At 66.3% G+C, this 22151-nt stretch carries 27 protein-coding genes; 17 read left to right on the forward strand and 10 right to left on the reverse strand.

Annotated elements, in window-relative coordinates; all coding sequences use genetic code 11:
* The first annotated feature begins 62 nt into the window (after nt 1-62).
* The 13 genes from G6N47_RS03980 to G6N47_RS30270 all read left to right on the forward strand — a co-directional run bounded on the left by G6N47_RS03980 (nt 63) and on the right by G6N47_RS30270 (nt 9032).
* Nucleotides 63-965 (forward strand): aldo/keto reductase, encoded by a 903-nt coding sequence (locus G6N47_RS03980; RefSeq protein ID WP_083130280.1) that lies wholly within the window; start codon nt 63-65, stop codon nt 963-965.
* Nucleotides 966-1092: 127 nt separating this feature from the next.
* A complete protein-coding gene (locus G6N47_RS03985; protein ID WP_083130281.1) occupies nt 1093-1995 on the forward strand; it encodes a 1,4-dihydroxy-2-naphthoyl-CoA synthase in 903 nt (300 codons plus the stop codon).
* Nucleotides 1996-2023: 28 nt separating this feature from the next.
* Nucleotides 2024-2932, forward strand: coding sequence for an SDR family oxidoreductase (locus tag G6N47_RS03990; RefSeq protein ID WP_083130282.1), 909 nt, complete (start codon nt 2024-2026; stop codon nt 2930-2932).
* A 44-nt stretch (nt 2933-2976) separates the two neighbouring features.
* Nucleotides 2977-3384 carry a VOC family protein gene (locus tag G6N47_RS03995; RefSeq protein ID WP_083130283.1) on the forward strand — a complete coding sequence of 136 codons (408 nt, stop codon included), beginning with the start codon at nt 2977-2979 and terminating at the stop codon, nt 3382-3384.
* Nucleotides 3385-3479: 95 nt separating this feature from the next.
* Entirely contained in the window at nt 3480-4700 is a 1221-nt protein-coding gene (locus tag G6N47_RS04000) for an inorganic phosphate transporter (protein WP_083130284.1), read from the forward strand.
* The gene (locus G6N47_RS04005; protein WP_083130285.1) at nt 4697-4981 is read left to right on the forward strand and encodes a hypothetical protein; all 285 of its coding nucleotides are present in this window, start codon (nt 4697-4699) and stop codon (nt 4979-4981) included. Before G6N47_RS04000 ends, G6N47_RS04005 begins: the two co-directional genes overlap by 4 nt.
* A gap of 60 nt (nt 4982-5041) precedes the next feature.
* Complete coding sequence (locus G6N47_RS04010) at nt 5042-5344, forward strand: DUF3349 domain-containing protein (RefSeq protein ID WP_083130286.1); 303 nt, start codon at nt 5042-5044, stop codon at nt 5342-5344.
* 50 nt (nt 5345-5394) lie between these two features.
* Nucleotides 5395-6480, forward strand: a complete 1086-nt coding sequence (menE, locus tag G6N47_RS04015) for an o-succinylbenzoate--CoA ligase (RefSeq protein WP_211281493.1) — start codon at nt 5395-5397, stop codon at nt 6478-6480.
* Between the two features lie 97 nt (nt 6481-6577).
* Complete coding sequence (locus G6N47_RS04020) at nt 6578-6934, forward strand: hypothetical protein (protein ID WP_139799337.1); 357 nt, start codon at nt 6578-6580, stop codon at nt 6932-6934.
* A 278-nt stretch (nt 6935-7212) separates the two neighbouring features.
* Nucleotides 7213-7818: a hypothetical protein gene (locus tag G6N47_RS04025; protein ID WP_139799338.1), complete on the forward strand. Its 606-nt coding sequence runs from the start codon at nt 7213-7215 to the stop codon at nt 7816-7818.
* A complete protein-coding gene (locus G6N47_RS04030) occupies nt 7809-8024 on the forward strand; it encodes a hypothetical protein (RefSeq protein ID WP_139799339.1) in 216 nt (71 codons plus the stop codon). The genes G6N47_RS04025 and G6N47_RS04030 overlap by 10 nt, the downstream gene beginning before the upstream one ends.
* Nucleotides 8025-8115: 91 nt before the next feature.
* A complete protein-coding gene (locus G6N47_RS04035; protein WP_083130290.1) occupies nt 8116-8604 on the forward strand; it encodes a hypothetical protein in 489 nt (162 codons plus the stop codon).
* 86 nt (nt 8605-8690) lie between these two features.
* Nucleotides 8691-9032, forward strand: coding sequence for a DUF4333 domain-containing protein (locus G6N47_RS30270; RefSeq protein ID WP_372517516.1), 342 nt, complete (start codon nt 8691-8693; stop codon nt 9030-9032).
* 86 nt (nt 9033-9118) lie between these two features.
* Here the strand turns inward: G6N47_RS30270 and G6N47_RS04045 are convergent, their stop codons facing one another.
* Together G6N47_RS04045 and G6N47_RS04050 are read right to left on the reverse strand one after the other, a co-directional pair.
* A complete protein-coding gene (locus G6N47_RS04045; RefSeq protein WP_139799340.1) occupies nt 9119-9637 on the reverse strand; it encodes a hypothetical protein in 519 nt (172 codons plus the stop codon).
* Nucleotides 9638-9781: 144 nt separating this feature from the next.
* The gene (locus G6N47_RS04050) at nt 9782-10456 is read right to left on the reverse strand and encodes a hypothetical protein (RefSeq protein ID WP_139799341.1); all 675 of its coding nucleotides are present in this window, start codon (nt 10454-10456) and stop codon (nt 9782-9784) included.
* A gap of 121 nt (nt 10457-10577) precedes the next feature.
* Here G6N47_RS04050 and G6N47_RS04055 point away from each other — a divergent pair, with 121 nt between their 5' ends.
* Nucleotides 10578-11930 carry a hypothetical protein gene (locus G6N47_RS04055; protein ID WP_083130530.1) on the forward strand — a complete coding sequence of 451 codons (1353 nt, stop codon included), beginning with the start codon at nt 10578-10580 and terminating at the stop codon, nt 11928-11930.
* A 4-nt stretch (nt 11931-11934) separates the two neighbouring features.
* Here G6N47_RS04055 and G6N47_RS04060 read toward each other — a convergent pair whose 3' ends face one another.
* Both G6N47_RS04060 and G6N47_RS04065 read right to left on the reverse strand, forming a co-directional pair.
* Entirely contained in the window at nt 11935-12597 is a 663-nt protein-coding gene (locus G6N47_RS04060) for a TIGR04282 family arsenosugar biosynthesis glycosyltransferase (protein WP_083130293.1), read from the reverse strand.
* Nucleotides 12594-13250 carry a glycosyltransferase family 2 protein gene (locus G6N47_RS04065; protein WP_083130294.1) on the reverse strand — a complete coding sequence of 219 codons (657 nt, stop codon included), beginning with the start codon at nt 13248-13250 and terminating at the stop codon, nt 12594-12596. Before G6N47_RS04065 ends, G6N47_RS04060 begins: the two co-directional genes overlap by 4 nt.
* A 132-nt stretch (nt 13251-13382) precedes the next feature.
* Here G6N47_RS04065 and G6N47_RS04070 point away from each other — a divergent pair, with 132 nt between their 5' ends.
* Complete coding sequence (locus G6N47_RS04070; RefSeq protein WP_083130295.1) at nt 13383-14435, forward strand: DUF2293 domain-containing protein; 1053 nt, start codon at nt 13383-13385, stop codon at nt 14433-14435.
* A 218-nt stretch (nt 14436-14653) separates the two neighbouring features.
* On the opposite strand, the gene G6N47_RS04075 is transcribed toward G6N47_RS04070, so the two are convergent.
* Nucleotides 14654-16432, reverse strand: coding sequence for a hypothetical protein (locus tag G6N47_RS04075; protein ID WP_083130296.1), 1779 nt, complete (start codon nt 16430-16432; stop codon nt 14654-14656).
* Between the two features lie 167 nt (nt 16433-16599).
* On the opposite strand from G6N47_RS04075, the gene G6N47_RS04080 reads away from it, so the two are divergent.
* Complete coding sequence (locus G6N47_RS04080) at nt 16600-18108, forward strand: DUF7937 domain-containing protein (RefSeq protein ID WP_083130531.1); 1509 nt, start codon at nt 16600-16602, stop codon at nt 18106-18108.
* Here the strand turns inward: G6N47_RS04080 and G6N47_RS04085 are convergent.
* The gene (locus G6N47_RS04085; protein ID WP_083130297.1) at nt 18105-19139 is read right to left on the reverse strand and encodes an NAD-dependent epimerase/dehydratase family protein; all 1035 of its coding nucleotides are present in this window, start codon (nt 19137-19139) and stop codon (nt 18105-18107) included. The genes G6N47_RS04080 and G6N47_RS04085 overlap by 4 nt on opposite strands.
* A complete protein-coding gene (locus G6N47_RS04090) occupies nt 19136-19912 on the reverse strand; it encodes an S-methyl-5'-thioadenosine phosphorylase (protein ID WP_083130298.1) in 777 nt (258 codons plus the stop codon). Before G6N47_RS04090 ends, G6N47_RS04085 begins: the two co-directional genes overlap by 4 nt.
* Nucleotides 19913-19999: 87 nt before the next feature.
* Here G6N47_RS04090 and G6N47_RS04095 point away from each other — a divergent pair, with 87 nt between their 5' ends.
* Nucleotides 20000-20872, forward strand: a complete 873-nt coding sequence (locus tag G6N47_RS04095; protein WP_083130299.1) for a 1,4-dihydroxy-2-naphthoate polyprenyltransferase — start codon at nt 20000-20002, stop codon at nt 20870-20872.
* A 3-nt stretch (nt 20873-20875) separates the two neighbouring features.
* On the opposite strand, the gene G6N47_RS04100 is transcribed toward G6N47_RS04095, so the two are convergent.
* From G6N47_RS04100 to G6N47_RS04110, 3 genes are all read right to left on the reverse strand, one after another.
* Complete coding sequence (locus G6N47_RS04100) at nt 20876-21445, reverse strand: Clp protease N-terminal domain-containing protein (RefSeq protein ID WP_083130300.1); 570 nt, start codon at nt 21443-21445, stop codon at nt 20876-20878.
* A 3-nt stretch (nt 21446-21448) separates the two neighbouring features.
* Nucleotides 21449-21676, reverse strand: coding sequence for a helix-turn-helix domain-containing protein (locus G6N47_RS04105; protein WP_232080120.1), 228 nt, complete (start codon nt 21674-21676; stop codon nt 21449-21451).
* Between the two features lie 128 nt (nt 21677-21804).
* Entirely contained in the window at nt 21805-22119 is a 315-nt protein-coding gene (locus tag G6N47_RS04110; RefSeq protein WP_083130301.1) for a DUF4229 domain-containing protein, read from the reverse strand.
* Between the last annotated feature and the right edge of the window lie 32 nt (nt 22120-22151).

A 22151-nucleotide genomic window follows, 5' to 3' on the forward strand; every position in this document is an offset into this window, starting at 1 on the left:
GTTTCTGGTATGCTCAACCAAGCGGAGGGTCCTCCGCCTTTCTCCAGTGTGACGGGAGCACCATGACAGATCAACCGCAGCCCGGTGGTATCGGCACGATCGGCGGACGGCCGGTCGCCCGCGTCGGCTACGGCGCCATGCAACTGTTCGAGTCCGTGACCGTCGACGACGCGGCCGCCGTGCTGCGGCGCGCGGTCGAACTCGGCGTCAACCACATCGACACCGCCTCGTTCTATGGCCCCGGTGAAGTGAACCGCCGGATCCGCCAGGCCCTGGCTCCCTACCCTGACGACCTCGTCATCGTGAGCAAAGTCGGCGCGCGATGGACCGGCGAAGACCCCATACCCCTGGCCGCCGCGCAACGGCCCGCCGAACTACGCGCCGCGGTCGAAGACGACCTGCGCCAACTCGGCCTCGAGTGCGTACCGGTGGTCAATCTGCGACGCATGGACCTAGGGCCCGGCCTGGAACCCGAAGGTGACCAAATCGTCGACGTCGACGACCAACTCGCCGAGATGATCGCGCTGCGCGACGAAGGCAAGATCGGCGCCATCGGCATCAGCGCCGTGCCGGTGGACGTCGTGCAGCGGGCGCTGCCCGCGGGGATCGTGTGCGTGCAGAACCCCTACAGCCTGCTGGACCGCTCGCAAGAGGCCACGCTCGAGTTGTGCGTCGCCGAGGGCATCGCCTGGGTGCCGTACTTCCCGCTTGGCTCGGCGCTTCCGGGTTTCCCCAAGGTCACCGATGACGCGGTGGTCGCCGAGATCGCCGGCGAACTCGGCGTCACCGGCGCCCAGGTTGGCCTGGCGTGGCTGCTGGCTCATGCGCCGAACACGTTGCTGATTCCGGGAACACGGTCGATCCGGCATCTCGAGGAGAACCTCGGCGCAGCTTCCGTCACCCTGAGCGCCGACGCCGTCGCGCGTCTGGATGCCGTCAGTTCACCGCAGCCCGTCCACAGGTAACGTCGCTGCCTATGGGCAGTGCACCGGTCAAGCCGCCGCTCCGAGCGGGTCACCGACGGCCGCCGGAGGAATTCGAGAAGCTGGCCGGAATATGCCCGGTGTTCCGCCTGGAGGGAGTCCAAGAGCCTTGAGCGACAATCCTTTTGACGCCGACACGTGGCGACCGGTGGACGGGTTCGCCGAGCTGACGGATATCACCTACCACCGCCACGTCACCGATGCCACAGTGCGTGTCGCGTTCAATCGGCCCGAGGTGCGCAACGCTTTTCGCCCGCACACGGTCGACGAGCTCTACCGCGCGCTGGATCACGCCCGGATGTCGCCCGACATCGGGGTGATACTGCTGACCGGTAACGGGCCCTCCCCGCGCGACGGCGGGTGGGCGTTCTGCTCCGGCGGCGATCAGCGCATCCGCGGCCGCAGCGGCTACCAGTACGCCTCCGGCGAGACCGCCGACACCGTTGACGCGGCGCGCGCCGGGCGACTGCACATCCTCGAGGTGCAGCGGCTGATCCGGTTCATGCCCAAGGTCGTCATCTGCCTGGTCTCCGGGTGGGCGGCCGGCGGCGGGCACAGCCTGCACGTGGTGTGCGACCTGACGCTGGCCAGCCGCCAGCACGCCCGGTTCAAGCAGACCGACGCCGACGTCGGCAGCTTCGACGGCGGCTACGGCTCCGCCTATCTGGCTCGTCAGGTGGGCCAGAAGTTCGCCCGGGAGATCTTCTTTCTGGGCCGCGAGTACACCGCCGAGCAGATGCACGCGATGGGCGCGGTCAACGCCGTCGTCGACCACGCCGAGTTGGAATCCACCGGGGTGCAGTGGGCCGCCGAGATCAACGCGAAATCGCCTCAGGCGCAACGGATGTTGAAGTACGCGTTCAACCTGCTCGACGACGGGCTGGTGGGCCAGCAGCTATTCGCCGGCGAAGCCACCCGGCTGGCGTACATGACCGACGAGGCCGTCGAGGGCCGCGATGCCTTCCTGGAGAAGAGGCCACCCGACTGGAGCCGGTTCCCGCGGTATTTCTGACGATGGCCTGCCCCTAGACTCCCGACGTGTGAGTAAAAGTCCGCTTCGACGGCTTACCGAGGCCATCGCGCTGGCCGGGATGCGGCCACCCATCGCGCCGCAACTGCGGCTCTACGACCCGTCGGCCAAACCCGTCGACCTCGACGGCAAGCGGATCCTTTTGACCGGCGCGTCGTCGGGCATCGGCGAGAGCGCCGCGGAAAAGTTCGCCCGCCGGGGCGCCACCGTCGTCGCCGTCGCCCGCCGGGAAGACCTGCTCAATGCGGTGGTGGACCGCATCCACGCCCAGGGCGGCACCGCGCTGGCCATCCCCTGCGACCTGTCCGACATGGATGCCGTCGACGCCCTGGTCGCCGACGTCGAACAGCGGCTGGGCGGGGTGGACATCCTGATCAACAACGCCGGCCGCTCCATCCGCCGGCCGCTTGCCGAATCGCTGGAACGCTGGCATGACGTCGAGCGGACGATGGTGCTCAACTACTATTCGCCGCTGCGGCTGATCCGCGGCATCGCGCCCGGCATGCTCGAGCGCGGCGACGGGCACATCATCAACGTCGCGACCTGGGGCGTGTTCAGCGAGGCTTCACCGCTGTTCTCCGTGTACAACGCATCCAAGGCTGCGCTGTCGGCGGTCAGTCGGGTGATCGAAACCGAATGGGGCACAAAGGGTGTGCACTCGACCACGCTGTACTACCCGCTGGTGGCCACCCCGATGATCGCGCCGACCAAGGCCTACGAGGGCATGCCGGCGTTGACGCCGCGCGAGGCCGCCGACTGGATGATCACCGCCGCGCGCAGCCGGCCCGTGCGGATCGCGCCGCGCATGGCCGTCGCCGCCAAGGCGCTGGACACCGTCGGCCCGGGCTGGGCGACCGCGCTGATGAAGCGTCAGCGCATCCAACCGCCCGGCGACGATGCAGAGCGCGCAGCGCGATGAGGAGGAGCCGGGCAATTCAGCCGAGCTCGTGATAGACACGAGCCATGGAAATCCTGGCCAGCCGGATGCTGTTCCGGCCGGCGGACTATGAGCAGTCGCTTTCGTTCTACCGGGACCAGATCGGACTGGCCATCGCCCGCGAATATGGCGCTGGCACAGTGTTTTACGCCGGACAGTCGCTGATCGAACTGGCCGGCCACGGCGCGCCCGAGCATCCCGCCGGCCCGTTTCCGGGGGCGCTCTGGCTGCAGGTGCGCGACGTCCGCGCCACCCAGGCCGAACTGGAGGGCCGGGGTGTGCCGATCACCCGGGAGGCCCGCCGCGAACCCTGGGGACTGCATGAGATGCATGTCACCGATCCCGACGGCGTGACCCTGATTTTCGTGCAGATACCGCCGGAGCACCCGCTGCGGCGGGACACCCGTGGTGAACGGCGCACTGCCGAAGGTTAACTGAAAGGTAACATCAGGCGACGAGTCGAAATCCACCCGCGTTTCGCATCACCGATCGTTAGACACCGCCGGAACCTAGACCCAGAATTGGCCCCGTGAACCTTGAGTTGTTCCTCTTGATCATCGTCGTGATCACGGCACTCGCGTTCGATTTCACCAACGGGTTCCACGACACCGGCAACGCCATGGCCACCTCCATCGCCAGCGGCGCGCTCTCCCCGAAAGCAGCGGTGACACTGTCCGCGGTGCTGAACCTGGTCGGGGCCTTCCTGTCCACCGCCGTCGCCGCGACGATCGCCAAAGGTCTGGTGGACGCTCAACTGGTGACGCTGGAACTGGTGTTTGCCGGTCTGGTCGGCGGGATCGTGTGGAACCTGCTCACCTGGCTCCTCGGTATCCCGTCAAGCTCCTCGCACGCCCTGATCGGCGGCATCGTCGGCGCGATGATTGCCGCGGTCGGCGGCCACGGGGTGATCTGGACCGGCGTGGTGTCGCGCGTGGTGATCCCGGCGGTGGTGGCCGCAACACTGGCCACCGCAGTGGGAGCGGTCGGCACCTGGCTGGTGTACCGAATCACCCGCGGGGTCCCGGAAAAGCGCACCGACCAAAACTTCCGCCGCGGCCAGATCTTCTCGGCCGGCCTGGTGTCGCTGGCCCACGGCACCAACGACGCGCAGAAGACCATGGGCGTCATCTTCCTGGCGCTGATGTCCTACGGCGCCGTCAGCCGGAGCGCTACCCTGCCGCCGCTGTGGGTGATCGTGTGCTGCGCGGTGGCGATGGCGGCGGGAACCTATTTCGGCGGCTGGAGGATCATCCGCACCCTGGGCAAGGGGCTGGTCGAAGTCAAGCCCCCGCAGGGCATGTCGGCCGAAACGTCTTCTGCTGCAATCATCTTGCTGTCCGCACACTTCGGTTATGCGTTGTCGACCACCCAGGTGGTGACCGGGTCCGTGCTGGGCAGCGGGGTCGGCAAACCCGGCGCGGAGGTGCGCTGGGGCGTGGCCGGCCGGATGGCGACCGCGTGGGCCGTGACGCTGCCGTCGGCCGGCATCGTCGGAGGCCTCACCTATCTGCTGGTGCACGGCATCGGCGGATACCTCGGCGTGATCGTCGGCTTCACACTGCTCTCCGCAGCGGCCCTGGCCATTTGGCTGCAGTCGCGCAAGGTGCGAATCGACCACACCAACGTCAACAAGGAATGGGCCGGCAACCTGACGGCCGGTTTGGAATCGACCAACGGGCATGTCCCGCAAGTCAATGGGTCCCATCCGGCAACCGAAGTCGTTCCCGCTCGGAGCATCAACGCGTCATGACTACCTGGTTCAACTACGCTGCCACACTGAAGATCCTGGTGTTCGGCCTCCTAGTCGGCGCTGCGCTGCCCGCGCTGTTTGCAGTCGGGGTGCGTCTGGGCGCCGTCGGCGCCGGGATCAGCGGCGACGCCGTTACCCGAAAGCGCCCGGCAGTGACCGCGCTCAGCTGGGCGATCTTCGCACTGGTGCTGGGCGCGGTTGTGCTCGGTGTGCTGTTCATTGCTCGTGACTTCATCGCCTACCACACCGGCTGGTTCATCCTCGGCGCCAAATCCACGTAGCATCGAATCTGTTGGCTACTTGATGCGTGACGGAGGCCCAAGCCGGGAAGTTGACGCAGTGTGAACAGATTTCTCAACTCGATCGTCGCGTGGTTGCGTGCGGGGTATCCCGACGGGGTTCCGCAGACCGATTACATTCCGCTGCTTGCGCTGTTGTCCCGACGGCTGACCAACGACGAGGTCAAAGCGGTGGCGCGCGAATTGATGGAGCGCGGCGAGTTCGACAAAATCGACATCGGCGTGGTGATCACGCAGTTCACCGATGAGCTGCCGTCCCCGGAAGACATTGAGCGGGTGCGGGCCCGCTTGGCCGCCAAGGGCTGGCCGTTGGACGACGTCCGCGAGGGTGAGGAACGCGAATAGCCGTCCTGCGTGCACTCGCCATCCCGCCAGGCGCCGCGGTGCGCACGCTGATGCCCGCGCTGGAAGGTGTTCTGTCCGGCCGTGATCCGGCTTTTGTGCCTTTGTCGGGCGCGGCTTCGGCGTTGCCGCCGTTGGGGATTGGCGATTTCATCGACGACGACGTCGCGCTGGTGGCGACGACGTCGGGCACCACAGGGCCGCCGAAGGGTGCGCTGCTGACGGCCGACGCGCTGACGGCCAGCGCGTCGGCCACCCACGATCGGCTGGGCGGGCCCGGCCGCTGGCTGCTGGCATTGCCGCCGTATCACATCGCGGGTGTGCAGGTGGTGGTGCGCAGCGTGGTGGCCGGGACGGTTCCGGTGGAGATGGACGTGTCGTCGGGCTTCGACGTGGCTGGATTACCTGCTGAGGTAAGGCGTTTGGGGTCGGGTCGGCGATATGCGTCGTTGGTGGCCGCGCAGTTGGCGAAGGCGCTGATGGATTCTGCAGCAGCCGAGGCGCTGGCGTCGTTGGATGCCGTGTTGATCGGCGGTGGGCCTGCACCGCGCCCGGTGCTGGATGCGGCTGTCAGAGCCGGTATTTCGGTGGTTCGCACCTATGGGATGAGCGAGACCGCCGGGGGCTGCGTCTACGACGGTGTGCCTTTGGCGGGGGTGCAGGTCCGAGTCGACGCCGACGGGCGCATCGTGATCGGAGGCGCGACGCTGGCGAAGGGCTACCGCAATCCCGTCGACCCCGATCCGTTCGCGGAACCGGGTTGGTTTCGGACGGAAGACATTGGCGTGCTTGATGATTCGGGTGTACTCACGGTGCTGGGCCGGGCCGACGAGGCGATCAGCACCGGCGGGCTGACCGTGCTGCCGCAGCCGGTGGAGGCAGCGCTGCGCACGCATCCTGCAGTCGCTGACTGTGCGGTGTTCGGGGTTGCCGACGATAGGCTGGGTCAGCGGGTAGTCGCGGCCGTGGTGGTCGCTAACGATTGCGCGGCACCGACATTGGACGCGTTGCGGGCGCACCTCGCGGGCACACTAGACGTCACGGCGGCGCCGCGCGAACTGCACATCGTCGAGGCGCTGCCGATGCGCGGCATCGGCAAAGTGGACCGGCAAGCGTTGGTGCGCCAGTTCGGCGGCTAACGAAACATTGTCATCGATTACGTGCGCCCGCGAGCAAAGCAAGAATTCGGGTACTTCGCGCCTCGAACATCACCCAGGCAACATCCGAGGGTTTCCGGTGGACAAATCAAGTGCGGGAGAGCTGCAAACGAGTGGCTTACAATTTGATAGCTACCACTACCTCGACCTGACGGGAGTCGCCATGGCAGAGTCCCTTTCCGCCAACCCAGACGGGTTGCTGGCCGGCTCGACTGCTTTAAACGGACTGAGCGCACACGTTATGAGCATCGGTGGTCAGGCTGCGGGCGCTGAGCAAGCCGGTGCCGGTGCGGCCAGCGTCTCGGAGGCAGTGCAGGCATTCACCCATGCTTTTGCTCGTCGCGTTGGCCATCGCGGAAAGTCGACGCAAGCGGTGGCCGACGCATACACGCGGACAGACGATGACGCCTCGACGAACATCAGCACTACGATATGAGCGCGTTGCCTGCTGAGCCCGTCGGCGCCTCGGGTGTGCCTACGCGGTCGCAAATCGACGGCTTTACGCATGTCATCAATGGGTTGTCCGCGTCCGCGGTGTCCTGGCGGACAGCGGCTGGGCAATTCGAGAGCGCGGTTGATACCTATGCCCAGCAAATGTCAGCGCCAGGGGGCACCGAATGGGAAGGAGATGCCGCAGATGCTGCCCAGGCTTCGGCCTACGCAGACCGAGGTGTGGTCTATCAAGCCGCGGATCACCTGCGCGACATGGCGAGTGTGGCCAGCCGCGGCGCACAAAACCTCCAGGGTGCGCAATCACGTGCATTGGACGCGATCGCTGACGCCGAACACGACGACTTTGCGGTCAGCGACGACTTGACGGTCACCGATCAGCGCACCTATACCACCGACGAGATGGACCTCTATCGGGAGCGCCAAGCCCAGGCTGAACAGCACCAGAGCTACATCGCCATGCGCGCCGGAGCATTACCCGCCGAGCAGTCTGCGATCGACGCCAAGTTGCACACCGGCGCGGCCACTCTCCACGGCATGATTCCTCAGGATTGGAACGCGTCCGGCCCGAAGGCAGCTATCCAGGAAGCCGACTTCAAACAGTCGCCTGGGAAAAAGCAGGACGAAGATGGGGATAAGGAGGACAAGAAGCACAGCGGCTCCAAGTCGTGGGGCAAAGGCAGTAAGACGCATATCGAGCCACACGGTGACGCGGAACGGGCCTCACACTATCCGCGGACGGCGAAGTCGGCGCGCACGCTGGCGCAGACGCCACCATCACCGATCACGGCGTATCGCTGGGCGGCGACGCGTTTATTGGAGCCGAACTGGGAGCCACGGCCCACTACAACCTGGGACCTGTGGATCTGAGTCTGGGAGGCGCCGGCCAATTAGGCGCGGGAGGGTCCGGACACTTCGACTTCGGCATGCAGGATGGCAAGTTCGTTCTCGGCGGCACATTCGGAGCGGCCTGGGGCCTCGGCGGAAAAATCTCTCCCCACATCGCCGTCGATCCCAACGCTGTCGTCCGTGGGGTAGAAAATGCAGGCAAGTGGTTGAGTGGTCTCTTTCATTGAGTAGGCACAGCTAGCGCGTGCATACGAGGAACTGATCTGGTGGCCATATGAATCGAGATCGGCAGGGAATGCGGGAGTGGGGCTTTGTGGAATGAGACTCGAACTTCCGTTCTCTATATCGTTCGAGCTGCCGGAAGGTTGGGCGCTGGTGCCACCGGAATCGAGCGGCCAGCCACAAGGCACCTGCGTCGCAGTGCGCGAACGCAACGCCTCCGACCCAGTCGTTACCAACTTCGTGATCAGCGTCTCCGGAAACTATGGCGGTCGGGTCGATGTCGCCACGCTCGCGGCCGAGCACCTGGCTAAGCTCAAATCCCGATACCCTGTGACAGTTCTCAAGCATGACGTTATGCCGGCCGACTCGGCAACAGAAGCTGCCCAACTGCTGCAGATCGAATATCCTGCCGGCGAATCCACCGTGACACTCAAGCAGATTCAGATCATCAATGCGTTCCCTGCCGTTGAGGACCCGGATGCTGTCGCTGTGCTGCAATTGGTGATGACTTGTCCGGCCGATGTCTTCGATCAAGCTGGGCCCGAATTCAGCCAGTTCGTGACCAGCATCTCGCCACATCAGTGAATTGCCGGAGAATCGCTTTTCACCACAGAGAAGGGACGACGTTGCTTTCACCAATGCGCTGCACGGCACTCCTCGCCGCCTTAGGTATGTCGGCATTCCCGCTAAGCGCCTGCCACGTCTCGGTCGGCACAGGCACCACTACCTCGAGCCATACCGCTACGACCACGTCAAGTCAATCGCAAGCGGCCGTTCCAAAGGGTGACCTCGAACAGATCACCGCCCAGCAGATCCGCGAACAATCCGGTGGTGGACCTATCGTCATCACTTGCCCCGGAGACCTCCCCATCAAACTGGGTGCCACGGAACAATGCGTCCTCGCCCAAGATGGCAAACGCTTCCACGTGACGATCCGGATAACCAAGGCGACATCTCCCAACGACGCCACCTGGGACTGGCAAGTCGGCGAGCAACTCTCTGCGGCAAGTTAGCCGACGTACAAATACCGATTGGACTTCCTGTTTGTCCGGGGGCGGTCGTCGGTTCCTTTGATGCGCAGCTTAACTCGTGCTTGATATCAAGGATGCACACCGGCTATCCGGAGAATGAGTTGCACTAGGCCGTAGACTGCGAAGAAAAGCGGTGTGACCAGTATGACCGCGAGCGTGAGCTTGAGCATGAACGGCTGGCGTTCCTTGAGTCCCAACTGTCGCGCCACCAAGCGGATCAGGTCCCGACCCTCTCTGGAGTTGAACCGGTAGTCCACGACCGGCTCGATTCGTCCCCGGTCCGACAGCGCCCAAATCTTTTCACGGGAAAACGAAAATATCCGACCCCCTTGCACTTCCATCGAAGCCCCAAGTGCGGGGACTCCGGCCCGCCATTTCACGTCGACCTGCCGATCGGTGATGGTGAAAGAGGACTTGCGTTCGGTGACTCGCCACCGGAAGCTCTTGCGCAACCCAGCCCGGTTGTATAAGCCCCACCACTGGGCGTTGGCAATATCGAGCCGTACGTCGAAACCCTTCTTGGTGTCGACGACGGTGTACGGGGTACCCTCCACCGCAGCGGCTACTGCGTCCCTGAACTCACTCATACGGTCTCATCACCATTCCCGCGCGACATGTCGTTGTGTGGTTGCTTGGCGCACTGGCCTAATCGCTGGTGGTCAATCGTTGGCACCGCATCCCAAAGGCGACCGCAAATTTCTGATCGTCTGCAAATCATGTACGCCCCGCAACTAGTGTCGTGCCCGCCGCCGGCGAAGCACTGCAGTCAACACCAAAGTCAAAACCCCGACCGACATTAGGGCTAGGCCACCGAGACCAGCGAGGAAGGCGCCGACAAACTCACTCATATGAAGGTCTCCGCCCACGCCGAACGTATCGGACGAAGAACCTGTGCAGCTGACCGTGTAGTCGCCGGGTTGGCTGGCTGTGATCGTAAAGTATGCCTTCCACTGATTCAGGGTCAGGTCTCCGTTGTAGTTCGTCATCGCGACGCCGACTCCCGGCGTTACGTCGCAATGGACTCGATGCCGCGCGCCTGTGTCGGCGTTGGCGATGAAGACTACGTTTGTGCCGCCCGCATCGATGTGCAGGGTGGTGGATTCGCCACTGCCGAAGGTGTGTTCGCTGCGCGGCTGCTTGCCCACGATATCGATGAACTTGACGGCCGCGCCAACGCCGAATACAACACCTAGGACGATCAGCCCCGTACCGATGGCATTCCAGTACTTTCTCGGTGCGCGCTTACCGACCGCTGGATACGGCTGCGGGTAGGCCGGCGGGCGCATGTCCGGTGAATTCCAACCGTATCCGGGTTGCGCATCAAGTCTCGGCTGGTAAACGGGCGGCGGCATCAGTGGCGGGTTACCTCGGTCAGCGCCGGACCAGTCCGGTGGATCAATTGGCATGGGCACCCCTCTGCTCGTCTGTTGCAGATGCCCTCAAGCGTCCCACAGCGCGTCGTCAAGAAGCCTCACCGGCGTAAATGTCTGACTGTCGTGCGACGCCATACCAATAGGCTGACCGGTGGTGAGGATCGGTCGTAGGGAGGCAGCCGCGGCCGCAATCGGGTTCGTCCTGGTTGCGGCCGCATTCGTGTTGCCGCGGCTGCATTTGGGGATTGTGTCGCGGCGTCATTCGGCTCCCGATCGCTTCGGCTCGCATGCCGGCGCCGCGCCCCTCTTCGGTTGGTTCGAGGCCCATGTCGGCTGGGGCACCGTCCCGGCCATTCTGATCGGACTGGCCGCGGTGATCTGGGGACCGGGAATCGCGCAGCGACTGCGCTGGCGGCTCCTGACGTGGGTGACCTGGGCGACCGCCTGCGCATGGGCGTTTTCGCTGGCGATGATCGACGGCTGGCGACGCGGCTTCGCCGGCCGACTGACCACCAGAGACGAGTACTTGCACGAAGTTCCGGGCATCACCGATATCCCGCGGGCGGTGCGCACCTTTTCCAACCGCATCCTTGATTTCCAACCACATTCGTGGACCACGCATGTCTCGGGTCACCCACCAGGCGCGCTGCTGACGTTCGTCTGGCTGGACCGCATCGGCTTGAGCGGCGGCGCGTGGGCCGGCGTGTTCTGTCTTTTGGTCGGCTCCAGCGCGGCGGCAGCCATCTTGATCGGGCTGCGGGCAGTCGACGACGAGGCAACCGCGCGCCGAGCCGCGCCATTCGTCGCGGTGGCGCCGACCGCGATCTGGATCGCTGTCTCTGCGGACGGGTACTTCGCCGGGGTGGCGGCTTGGGGCATCGCGCTGCTGGCCGTGGCGGTGCACCGTGAGGTGCGACGCCCCCGCCTGGTGGCGGCCGCGTCGGGCCTGCTGCTCGGCTGGGCCATCTTCCTCAACTACGGGTTGACGTTGATGGCGCTACCGGCGCTGGCGGTCCTGGTGTGCGCGAACGATTGGCGGCCCGCGGTGCGGGCGTTGGGGCCAGCCGTGCTGGCGGGGGTGGCGGTGGTCGTGGTGTTCGCCGCCGCCGGCTTCTGGTGGTTCGACGGCTATACCCTTGTCCAGCAACGCTATTGGCAGGGTCTTGCCAGCGACCGGCCCTTCGAATATTGGAGTTGGGCCAATCTGGCTGCGGCGGCCTGCGCGACGGGCTTGGGCAGCATCGCCGGGCTGGGTCGGGTCTTCGACGGGACTGCGATCCGTCGACGATCCGGCATACATCTGCTCATGCTGGCGGTGCTGGTAGCGATCGTCTGCGCCGACTTGAGCATGCTCAGCAAGGCCGAGACGGAACGGATCTGGCTGCCATTCACCGTCTGGTTGACTGCGGCCCCCGCGCTGCTTCCGACGCAGTCACATCGATTCTGGTTGGCGGTCAATGTTATTGGCGCGCTGCTGGTGAACAGCCTGATTTACACGAACTGGTAGGCGACTACAGCCCAGCCGCGCGGGTGGCTTGGGCGAACCGGCTGTTCGATCGGCAGCTTTCGCGTACCGCAGCCACATCGTCGACCACGTCGAAATCTGCCAGCTCCGCCAGCATTGACACCTCAACACCGTTGGCATTCAATGCTTTTAAGGTCAGCATTCCGGTGTCCGACTGCGACATGGGAACGCGGCGCAGACACGCAGCGCTCTCCGGTGTGCGCACCCCCAATGCCCACCAGCCGCCGTCACGGGCGAAGCCGAGCACGGCCGGCGATTCGCACAGCTGTCGCGCGCAGTCGACCAACAACTCCGCGCTCACCTGCGGCGTGTCCATCCCGATCTGCAAGACCGGATAGCCGTCGGCCGCATCTGCGTGTGCATTGGCTAAGCGGTCTGCAAAAGTGTTGCCGCGCTGAGGAATAACGGTGAACGACGTGAGCCGGCGCCGGATCTCAGCGGCGCCGACGGAATCGTCGAGCTCGCCGGTGAACGCCACCACTCGGGCGACGACCGGCGCATCCACCACGGCATCGAGGGTGTCCAGCAGCGCGGCGGCCGCGATCTCGGCGGCGACGTGGTCACCCACCGTCGCAGCAAGCCGCGTCTTGGCCCGTCCCGGTACCGGTGCTTTGGCCACCACCAGCAGCGTCACCGGCACGACGCTCACGAGATCGCCTTCCAGAAGTCCAGGATCGCGATCGCGCTGCCGCGCAGCGAACCGCTCACTTTGGATTTTCCGCCGATGCGCGGACCGTAAGCGACGTCGTATTCGACGACACGCCAGCCGGCGGCCGCCGCCCGCACCAGCAGCTCCAGCGGATAGCCCGACCGGCGGTCCACGATGCCCAGGCTCAGCAGGGCGTCGCGGCGAAAGACTCGCATCGGCGCAATGTCATGCACCGGCAGACCGTGCCGGGTGCGCAGCCGCCAGCTCATCATCACACTGCCGAGCCGCGCCACCCACGGCCAGCGCAATCCGGGCACCGGTCGTCGTCGCCCAACCGCCAGGTCGGCGCCGTTGTCGATCTCGGCGACCAATCGGGGCAGGTCGGCGGGATCCAGGGAGCCGTCGGCGTCGATGACCGCCACGATCGGCGTCGTCGCGGCCACCACCCCGGCATGGACGGCGGATCCGTAGCCGGGCCGGGGCTCGGTGACGACAGTGGCGCCGTGGCGGCGGGCCACCTCGGCGGTGTCGTCGGTGCTGTTGTTGTCGACGACCAGCGCCTGGTAGCCGGCGGGGATGGCCGCTAGGACGTTCGGCAGCGACTCGGCCTCGTTCAGGCAGGGCAGCACCACCGTGACCAGACCGTCGGGCATGTCGTCTGACCTTAAGGCGTGTCGGACCCCGAGCGCATCGTGTCGGTAAGCACGACGGGAAGGAAATTGCAGCCGGTGCCGGGTCCGTGGGCGGGGCCCGGCGGACCTGCAAACGTTACGATCAAGCGGCCCATGGCATCTAAGAATGTTGAGCAGCGAGTCAGGCAGGCCGCCGAGTTGGCGCTCGCCGAGCAGCGATTCGTCAGGCCGGTCGACGTGCTGGTCCGTTTGGGTTGGCTGGCGCCGTCGCATCTCCACCTATGGCGACAGGGCCGGATCGACTCGTTGGAGAGCGTCGTCCCGACCAACCCCAGCAAGGTCACGACGGCGATGTCAGCTTTGCGGCGGTGGGCCCAAGAGCGGGGACTGAAACCGTCGGAGGCGGAGTACCTTGCCCGCACGCGCGATCGGCGCCGATTGCAATTCAGCGTCAGCGGGGACGCCGCTATCGAAAGCGCCTATCGTACGCACTGGGTGTCGCCGAATTTGTCGCAGCGCGTAATCGAACGGCAAAGTCGCGCACCGGATCTGGTCGTGATCTGGCCGCTGAAGGAATGGACGTGCACGTCATGCGGCGGCACCGGCGATTTCCTGCTCATGGAAGACCCCGGTCCGTTGTGCATGGATTGCGCCGACTTCGGTCATCTCGAGTTCTTGCCATCCGGCGATGCCACACTGACCCGGCGAGCCAAGAAGGCGAGCCGGCTCTGCGCGGTGGTGGTGCGGTGGAGCCGGTCGCGGAAACGCTACGAGCGCCAAGGCATCCTCGCTGAGCCGGAGGCAATCGAGCAGGCCGAGCAGCAGTGTCTTTCCGATGATGAGGTGCGTGCCCGCCGCAGGGAGCGCGACGAATTGCGACGGGCCGAGGCGGACCTGCGGTTTCAGGCCGAGTTCGCCGCTGCGATCCGGGCACAATTTCCTGGCTGTCCCGCTGATCGGGCCCACGCCATCGCGCAACACACGGCGCTGCGGGGCAGCGGCCGGGTCGGACGCACCGCGGCCGGTCGCGCCCTAGACCCGAATGCGGTACGGCTGGCCGTTGCCGCGTCGGTCCGGCACACCGACACCGACTACGACGAGCTGTTGATGTCGGGTACAGACCGGGAAACGGCCCGGCATCACGTGTGGGACCGCGTCGAAGGGGTGCTTGACGGTTGGCGTGATCAGACGGGGATGCCAGGCTAGGCGGTATAGACGAGCCGCCTTAGCCGCAGCAGTCACATCCGTCACAGGGGTTGCTACGAGGCTGGACTACACGATGTGCCCGGCTCTGAGCGACAAATCACTTGTGCGCCTTGGGTTGTCGCTCAGAGGCGGGCAACTCGCGCATCGCCCTGGCTAGTGGTTCCTGTGGCAGATGTGATCCGCGAAAGGCCCTCATGCGGGCGGACGGTTATGCGGCTTTAGTGGCCGAAGCCGCCGAACCCGCCGCCACCCAATCCGCCGCCGCCAGATCCCGAGCCGCCACCGCTACCGGAACCGCTGCCGCCAGAGCCAGACCCGCCGCCCGAGCCAGTACTGCCGGAGCCGCCGCCACCGAAGCCCGACCCACCTGACCCGCCACCGGGTCCGATGCCGCCGCCACTGCTTCCGGAACCAGTCCCGCCAGATCCAGTGCTGCCAGGGCCACCGCCAGGGCTCGTTCCGCCGGAGCCAGAGCCGCCGCCCCCGGTGTTGCCGGATCCGGTGCCGGATCCGGTGCTCCCCGATCCGCTTTCGCCGCCGGAGCCGGTTCCACTCGAACCACTGCTGCCCGAACCCGACCCACCTGTGCCGCCGCTCCCGCTGCCACCCGGGTTCGTTCCCGGGTTGGTCCCGGGATTCGTACCGGGGTTCGTACCAGGATTAGTCCCGGGGTTCGTCCCTGGATTGGTGCCCGGGTTAGTGCCGGGGTTCGTCCCCGGATTGGTGCCGGGGTTAGTGCCAGGGTTCGTCCCCGGATTCGTGCCGGGGTTAGTGCCAGGATTCGTCCCCGGATTCGTGCCCGGGTTCGTCCCTGGATTGGTGCCCGGGTTAGTGCCGGGGTTCGTCCCCGGATTCGTCCCCGGATTAGTGCCCGGGTTCGTACCAGGATTGGTGCCCGGGTTCGTACCAGGATTCGTCCCCGGATTGGTGCCCGGGTTAGTCCCCGGATTGGTACCGGGAAGAGGCCCACTGGGCACATTGATCGGGAGCGGTATGGGTATCGGGATCGGCACCGGGTTGAAGCCCGGCGCCGACGGCGCAGCCGGGGCGGCCGGCGGCGGTGCCTGCTCGACGGGCGGAGGAGCAGCCGGTGGCGCACTGGGCGCCTGCTGCGGACCCGGACCCGAAACGCCCTGTGGAGAGCCCGGATTGCTGACTACCGGCGCCTGCACTTGCGGGCTCGCGTTGGGTGACGGCAGCACCGGCATGAAGTTTCCCGGCACCGGCTTCTGTTGCTGTTGCGGCTGTTGCACCGGTGGAGGCTGAGGTTGGCTGGCGGCACTCGGGCGAACACCGATCGTCACCGCCACGGCTAATGCGGCACATCCCGCGACCACGATCCCGCCCACGGTGCTACCCACCAGCAAGGCCCGGCCAACCGGCTGAGCAACGACCTCGGTCTCGTCGTAGTCCTCGTCGTCGCCGTCGTATTCCATCGGCAGCAGTTCGGAACCGTCGTCGGCCATCGAGTACGCCAGCTGGTGCTCCGCCTCCGGCACGTCGACCACCGGCTCGTTCATCGTCGGTTCATCAGTCACGGCCGCCGCGGGCGCAGCCATGGTCGCGTCCTGGGCGGGCATAGCGGCTTGCGTCGCCGGTCCGGCCGCCATCGCCGCGCCCCACGCGACAGTGAGCTCAGGGTCGTCCGGCGCGCCCGCCGACAGAGCCGCCGTGGCGTCCGGGCTGGTGATCAGCGAAGTCGCCGCTTCTGGCTCCGGCAGCACCGCGACATTCTTGACGCCGGAGTCGTCCAGTGCCCGCCGCAGCTCGTCGGCTTGATGCTCATCCGACCAGCACAACCGAGTGCCGACCAGCCGATGATCTTCTGCGGCCAATAGCCGGTGGGTGCCGACCACCGTTTCGGTCAGCTTGCCGACCGCGTCCGAACCCAGGTCGACGACCGATTCGTCAATCAGGGCATTTCCGTCGGCTCCCGAGTCGACCAGCGCCAGACGGGCAACCGGACCGCTGACCGCGACGCCCAAAGTCACGTCCATGGTGGCGCTCCTCTCTGACACTGCAGTATCAGCTATTCGGCCGACAAACCTCAGCGAATAACCCAGATCCAGCCTACGGAAGTGAACCTCGTGCTGAGCGGGCCGGCATAGGCCACACTGGACAACCGACGACGATGTTCGCAGTCGAGCAGCGCGAGGGGAAACTGGTGAGCGACAGCAGCGACGACACAAGTACCGTCCGGCTCGGCGCCGTCCCGCGGATCGAAAACCAGCCGCCCCGTTCCGTGGTGACTCGCAAGACCATTCAGCGCTGGAACATCGGCCGGGACGTGCTCGCCGCTGTTTTGCTGCTCGCGGCGCTCGCTTTGCCGTGGAACCTCTATTTCGGCGCCGACATCCCCGGCAGCCGTGCCGGACTGTTCACGATACTGCTTGTGGCGACGGTACTTTCGCTGACCTCGGTCGCCGGGTCGTGGCGCTTAGACCCGCTGGCCCGCCGGCTCCGCGCCCCGCTCAACATCCCCTACCTGCTGGTGGTGCTGGGGGTTGTGATGTTCGACGTGGTCCAGACGGTCCGGTATGGCGGCAGTGCCAATGTGCCGGGCGGCGTGGGGCCGGGCGCATGGCTCGGAATCGCCGGCTCGTTGCTCAGCGCTCAACCGCTGATCACCGCGACGCCGGCCGACAAGGACAGGTTCCGCCGGTGGCTGCTGTCCGCGCGCATCGTCGGCTACGCGTCGATCATTGGCGCAGCGCTGGCAGTGGGGTTCAACTTGTTCTGGCGGATAAAGGCCGCGCTACCCACCGGTTCATCAGGTTTTGGTAAGCAGAATGTCGCGATCATCGCGACGGCAGTCGTGTACGGCATTGTGGCGTTCGTTGCCGTCGTCGTCGCGTCCCGATGGATTCTTCAGCGCAGCAGGGTATCTCGGCTCGCGGCCATCGGGCTCGGGGTGTCCACTCTGGTGGCAGGAATCATTGTCTGGGGCTTGCCCATTGGCCGCGAGATCGACGCGTTCCACGGCATCGCGCAGAACACCTCAACGGCCGGCGTCGGGTTCGAGGGCTACCTGGCTTGGGTGGCGGCCGCTGCGGTGTTCGCACCGCTGACACTGCTGCGAATCGCCACGACGGAGCACATCCCCGAGAACCTTTGGCGTCCGGCAGCACGGAAAGGTTTGCTGCTCATCATCGTATGGTGTGCCGGATCGGTCCTGATGCGTATCACCGACATCGTCGTCTCGGTGAGCTTGAACCTGTCGTACTCGCCGTACGACAGCGCGGCGATGGCGGCATTCGACCTCGTGACCGTGGTGCTTGCGGTGTGGCTATACCTCAACCTCGCCAACCTCTCGCTGCCCCGACCGGTGATCTCGTCACTGTGCGGAGTTCTCTTCGTACTCAGCGTTTCCCGCATCGTGATTGGCGTCGCATTGGCTCCGCGGTACGCGAGTTCGCCTTCCTGGCTGAACAATCCGGTTTACGGCAACAACCTTGCACAGCAGATCACCAGCACGTTCGACGTCGTGCTGTGCGGGCTGACCCTGTGTATCCTCGCCATCGTCGTCGTCACCGGTCGACTGGCGCAGCACCGGCCGCCGGAACCCGAGGCCACGCGGCCGGACGCCGGCCGACCGCGGATCTTTCGGGGAGACAACGCTCCAACGCAGCGGCTAAGCGGCCCACCCAAGATCTACCGGCCCGGCCAGCGCTAGCCGCGCAACGGTGCCGACGCGAATTCGCGCAGCCCCCGTTGCGGATCGACGGCAGCACGGAAACCCAGTATCTCGGCGGCGCGCGCAGGATCGGCGACAATATGGCGCACGTCGCCGCTGCGATACTGCCCGGTCACGAGCGGCGACACACCCCCGTCGCGCGCGTCGCAGAGCGCCGTCGCCACCTGCAGGATCGAAATCGGCTGTCCCGAACAGACATTGGCGGCAACAAAGCCCTGCCCACCGAAGTCCACGGCGGCCAGGTTGGCGGCCGCCACGTCGTCGACATGAACGAAATCGCGCATCTGGCCGCCGTCCTCGAAAACCGGTGGCGGCTCGCCTTTTTCGAGCGCCGACCGGAAAATAGCAGCCACCCCCGAATACGGTGTGTCGCGCGGCATGCCCGGCCCGTAGACATTGTGGTAGCGCAGCGCCACCACCGAACCGCCGGTCGACTCCGACCACGCCAGCGCGTAATGCTCCTGCGCGGTCTTGCTCGCCGCGTACAGGCTGCGCGGCCGCAGCGGAGCGTCCTCGTCGACCAACTGCCACGCCACCTCACGGCCGCACCGAGGGCAGCGATGCTCGAAAACCCCGGCATCCAGGTCAGCCCGGCGCCGCGGCGGCGGGTCGACCGGCCCGTGCTCGGCGCACTGGTAGCGGCCCTGCCCGTAGACCACCATTGACGACGCCAGCACCAGCCGACGCACACCAGCAGCGAACATCTGCGCCAGCAATACCGTGGTGCCAAAGTCGTTGTGGCTGCCGTACGCCGGCGCGTCGGCGGCGTCCACACCCGCGCCGACCATCGCCGCCTGATGACAGACTAGGTCCACCCCGGCCAGCAGCGGGGCCAGTGCGTCGGCGTCGCGGACGTCTACCTGTTGGCATCCCGGCGGCATCACTGCATGTGGTCCGTGCGCGGCGGGCAGTAGGGCGTCGATCGCGATGACCTCATGCCCCGCGGCGTGCAATGCGGCGTGCACCCGCGAGCCGATGAAGCCGGCCGCACCGGTCAGCAGCACCCTCACGGCAGGTCGAACGGCAGGCTGACGCCGGTGTGCGACTGGCAGTCGGTACAGGTTCGCTCGGCGGCGACCTGACCGATGGCCTCGTGCACCAGCTTCTTGAACGGCTCGATGTTCTTCTCGAATTCACCGAATACGTCGACGGCCGTCACACCCCCGCCCGCCTCGATCCCGGCGTCCAGGTCGGTCACCAAAGCGATTGAGGCATAACACATGTCGAGTTCGCGAGCGAGCACCGCTTCGGGATAGCCGGTCATGTTGATCAGGCTGAAGCCGGCCGCGGCGTACCACTGGCTTTCCGCACGAGTGGAAAACCGCGGGCCCTGGATCACCACCATCGTGCCGCCGTCGACCACGCCGGGCAGACCGGTGACCGCCGCGCGCAAAGCCGGGCAGTACGGATCGGCAAAGGCGGCGTGTGCCCCGCCCGATTCGAAATACGTGTCCGCGCGGCCGTGCGTGCGATCCACCAACTGGTCGGGCACCACGATCGAGCCGGGGCCCAGCTCGGGCGTCAGGCTGCCGACCGCGCACGGCCCGAACACCCGCCGCACCCCCAGCGCGCGCAGCGCCCACATGTTGGCCCGGTATGGGACGGTGTGCGCCGAATACTGATGCTGCGCGCCGTGCCGGGGCAGAAAAGCGACCTCGTGCTCGCCGACGGCGCCGACGGTGACCGGGGCGCTGGGCTCGCCGAACGGGGTGTCCAGGTTGACGCTGCGTGCGTCGGCCCCGAAAAAGCTGTAGAAGCCGCTGCCGCCGATCACTCCCAGCATGTGCGCCGCTCCTTCTCATCGCTCCGCTCTGCATCGTCGCCGGCGGACATTCGTTCATTCTGATACAGCGCATGGAACGATCGGGGCATGGCTAGCTTTCAGCAGTGGATCGCCGGTGCCCGGCCGCGCACGTTGCCCAATGCGGTCGCGCCGGTCATCGCGGGTACCGGCGCCGCGGCCTGGCTGCACGCCGCGGTCTGGTGGAAGGCGCTACTGGCCTTAGCGGTCGCGCTCGCGTTCATCGTGGGGGTCAACTTCGCCAACGACTACTCCGACGGCATCCGCGGAACCGACGACGAGCGGGCCGGCCCGGTAAGGCTGGTCGGCTCGCGGCTGGCCACCCCGCGCTCGGTGCTGGCCGTCGCGCTGGTGAGCCTGAGCGTCGGCGCAGCGGCCGGACTGGCGTTGGCACTGACCAGCGCGCCGTGGATGATCGCGGTCGGGGCGGCGTGCGTCGCCGGCGCGTGGCTGTACACCGGCGGGTCAAAACCCTACGGGTACGCGGGTTTTGGCGAATTGGCGGTGTTCGTCTTCTTCGGATTGGTGGGAGTGCTCGGCACCCAGTACACGCAGGCTTTGCGAGTGGACTGGGTGGGCGTGGTGTTGGCGGTGACGACGGGGGCGCTGTCGTCGGCGGTGTTGGTGGCCAACAACCTTCGCGACATCCCGACCGACTCGCAGTCCGGCAAGCTCACACTGGCCGTCCGGCTGGGCGACGCCAGGACGCGGACGCTGTATCAGTCGCTGCTGGCGCTCGCTGCGGTGTTGACGCTGGTGCTGATGTTGGCGACGCCGTGGTGTGCGGTGGGTCTGGTGGCTACGCCGTTGGCGCTGCGTGCCGCCCGGCCGGTGCGGTCCGGACGCACCGGCCCCGAGTTGATTCCGGTGCTGCGCGACACCGGGCTGACGATGCTGGTGTGGTCGATCGCCGTGGCGACCGCGTTGGCGCTAGCGGCGTGACTGTCAGGCCGCTTTGTCGAGCAAGGCGACGACAGCGGCTCGCAACTGCGCGGTGTAGACGTGTTCGGTGATCAGGTCGATCGCCGCCTTGTCGCCTCCCCGCAGCAGTCCCAGCAGTAGATGCTCGCAGCGGATCTCTCTGTCCTTGTGCGCCAAGGCTTCTCGTAGTGAAAGCTCCAGGGCCTTCTTGGCTGCGCGGGTGAACGGGACGTGACCGCGACGGCGTCGTCGCCGGCCGGATCGGGAGAGAGCGTGGTCGAATGCGTCGGCCCCGAAGGTACGGGCCACGCTATCGCGAACGGCCTGCAGGTCGATGCCGATGGTACGCAAGGCTTCGGCGTCCTCGTCGAACGATGCCCCGGTCGTCGACGACGTCTCGACCAGGCGGGCACGCACCACATCGGCGGTCAGCCCGTAGCCACTCAACACTGCGGACAGCTCATCGCCCGCGGCTTGCAGAAGACCAAGAAGTATGTGCTGCGTACCGATTTCGCTGTCTCCGAGTTCCCGCGCCTCTTCATGGGCGAAAACTATTGCGACGCGGGCATCGCGGGTGAACCGTTCGAAAGCCATGGATCATTTCCTCCGGTTGTACTTCTGGTGCACGGCCTGCCGGCTTACCCCCAATGCGTCGGCGATGGCCTGCCAACTCCAGCCCTGCTCACGGGCATTCGCGACGTGGATGGCCTCCAACCGCTCCTGCAGTCGCTGCAGCGCTCGCACCGCCCGTAACCCGACGGCAGGGTCGGCGCTCGCGGCCGCGTCCGCGGTCGGGATCGAGGACAGATCAGCGGCGTCACTCACGATTGTCAATATAGATTGACACCGGGCCGCTGTCAAGAAAGTTTGACAACCCGCCGTCGCGTCGAGTGTGCACTCAGGGCGCGACGCGTCGGCGTGTCGTCGCCCTGGATGCACACTCGACGAGGCTCCTACGAGTCGTCGGGGGGAGCCTCGCCGCGCAGGCGGGCCCGCAGTTGCTCACGGTCGCGACGACGTCGCTCGGTGGCCGCCTCGATCCCCGCGGTGGCGCGGCGGCGTAGCGGACTGAACAGCCAGATCCCGAGCGGCATCGCGATGACCAATGCGAACAACGCGGCGACAACCACGGGGAACTCCCGCACCCCGAGCAGCCGTGCCACCCCGTAGATCGCGGCCGTCAACGCAACCGCAAGAGCAATCCGGGCCGCTCCGTACAGTGCAACGTCGACCACGGCGCGACCAGCGGGGCTTCGACCAACCGGCACGGTCCGAGCCTACGGTGCGCGTATATTCGGAC

Origin of the sequence: Mycobacterium branderi (genome assembly GCF_010728725.1) — a bacterium.
Classification (GTDB): Bacteria; Actinomycetota; Actinomycetes; order Mycobacteriales; family Mycobacteriaceae; genus Mycobacterium; species Mycobacterium branderi.